Source organism: Haliscomenobacter sp. (assembly GCF_040403615.1).
GTDB lineage: Bacteria > Bacteroidota > Bacteroidia > Chitinophagales > Saprospiraceae > Haliscomenobacter.
In genome coordinates this window covers 1-2,328 of sequence record NZ_JBBAKG010000138.1, presented here as the reverse complement: position 1 = coordinate 2,328, position 2,328 = coordinate 1, and the positions used below count along the sequence as shown (strand labels likewise).

The 2,328-nt window shown below is 46.6% G+C and carries 1 protein-coding gene; it reads left to right on the top strand.

The window, feature by feature from the left end; translation table 11 throughout:
- Positions 1-2,211 (top strand): T9SS type A sorting domain-containing protein (locus ABW391_RS26080; protein WP_353484844.1); only part of this gene is annotated, 2,211 nt, incomplete at its 5' end.
- Positions 2,212-2,328 lie beyond the last annotated feature (117 nt).

Sequence of the window (2,328 nt, the reverse complement as noted above, 5' to 3'; positions counted from 1 at the left end):
TGCCAGATCACGGGCAATGGTTCCATTTGCGCAGGCCAATTTACGCAGTTGTGTGTACCCGCAGGATCAACAGGTTATTTGTGGAATACTGGCGCGACTACCAATTGTATTGATGTAAATCAAGCGGGCAATTACTCCGTTACGATTACCAATGGAGGATGTACCAGTACTTGTAGCAAAACCATCGTGGTGAGCAAAATTGCTACTTGTCAAATGACCTCAAGTGGTTCAATTTGTCCAGATCAACCAACGGTGTTGTGTGTACCTTCAGGTGCGGTTTCCTATTTATGGAATACTGGTGCGAAAACCAATTGTATAGAGGTGAAAAATGAAGGCACTTATGCGGTGACGGTCACCGATGCCAACGGTTGTGTAAGTACTTGCCGAAAAGCTGTTGCTGCCGGCCAGCCCTTGTCTTGTACAATTACTGGAAACAATTCCATTTGTGAGGAAGGCCAAAGCACCCAACTTTGTGTGCCAGCGGGGTCATCCAGCTACCTATGGAGTACCGGTGCAACGACCAATTGCATCGATGTCTCCACTGCTGGAACCTATTTCATCACGGTTACCAATTCATTGGGATGTACCAGTACTTGTAGCAAAACGGTGACGATCAGTACCCCTGCCAATTGTTTGATCTCCGGAAACACTTTTATTTGTGCAGAAGGCCAAATTACCCGCTTGTGTGCCCCCGAAGGCGCTGTAAGTTATCTATGGAGTACGGGAGCAACCACTACGTGCATCGATGCAAGCAAAACTGGACTTTATTCGGTTGTGGCAACCTATGCTGGGGGATGCGTGAGTAGGTGCAGTGCCACGGTTACCCTTGTTTCCCAGATCAATTGTTTGATCACAGGAAATGACATCTTTTGCCGGGGAGGTCAATTTGTACAGATTTGCGCCCCTCTAGGTGCAATTGACTACTTATGGAGTACGGGTGAAAAAACGACTTGCATTGATGCAAGATCAGCGAAAACCTATGCAGTCACCCTAACCTATCCAGGAGGCTGTTTCATCAGTTGCAGTAAAACGATAAAGATGGATACCCAGGCTTGTGTGATTACAGGCAAGGATGTCATTTGTGAGCAAGGCCAAAAGACCCAACTTTGTGCCGCCGCCGGTGCCATGGATTATTGGTGGAGTACCGGCGAAAGCACCAAATGTATTGAAGTAAGTTCAGTCGGTACTTATGCACTTACGCTGACCAATTCAGTGGGTTGTACCAGCATATGCAGCAAAACCATCTCGGTTAGTCCGGCTTTCAGCTGCGATATCACAGGGCCTTCAACCATCTGCGAGGGTGTAACTGCCCAGCTTTGTGTGTCTACGAAAGGCGTTGCCTATTTGTGGAGCAATGGCTCGACAACTTCATGCATTGATGTAGGAAAAACAGGGACATATGCTGTCACAGTCACCAATGCTGCTGGTTGCACCAGCTTTTGCAGCAAAATGCTGCGGGTTGTCCCGGTGGTCAAATGTGAAATTACTGGAAATTTGGACATTTGTGTAGGTCAAACTACCCAACTTTGCGCTCCTGCCAACGCTGGCCGGTATTTGTGGAGCAATGGCTCAATCAATCAGTGCATCACCGTACGCAAAGCTGGAATTTACAGCGTCACCATCACCAATTCAAATGGTTGCAAGAGTACTTGTAGTGCCACTGTGACCCTCAGTTCGCCACCAGAATGCCAAGTTACGGGTACTTTTATCATCAACGCGGGCCAATCTACCCGGCTCTGTGCACCTATTGGAATAGCCAATTATTTGTGGAGTACCGGATCGACGGAACAGTGCATCGAAGTACGCAAGGCTGGATGGTACTGCGTTACCCTGACCAGCTCAATTGGCTGCGTTAGCGCTTGCAGTCAAACGGTAACCTTGGTTGCTGGAGGTATTGCCTCGGATATTGCACTGCCCTCTTCCAATAGCTTTGAGCAGGCAGCATCCAATATCAGCATCCTGATTTATCCAAACCCACTGACGAGTACTGCGAAAATTGAATTTCTGAATACCGGCCCGAGTGCTCACCTGGTTGTTGACTTGTGTACCCTGACTGGTCTGAAAATAAAAACATTATTTGAGGGAAGTGTAGAACAAAATGTACCCTACAACACTGATGTGAATGCGGAGAACCTCGCTGGGGGAGTTTACTACTGTAGGGTTATAAGTGGACATCAATTGATCAATAGAAAATTGATCGTGATCAAATAATAAATTCATTGTAACCTAAGTAGTGGGGCAAAAATAAGTGATCATTTTTCCTGAGCCAGAGTATTAGATAAGACACTTGAAATGAAACGTTTACTTATCTAATCCTCTGGCAAAATG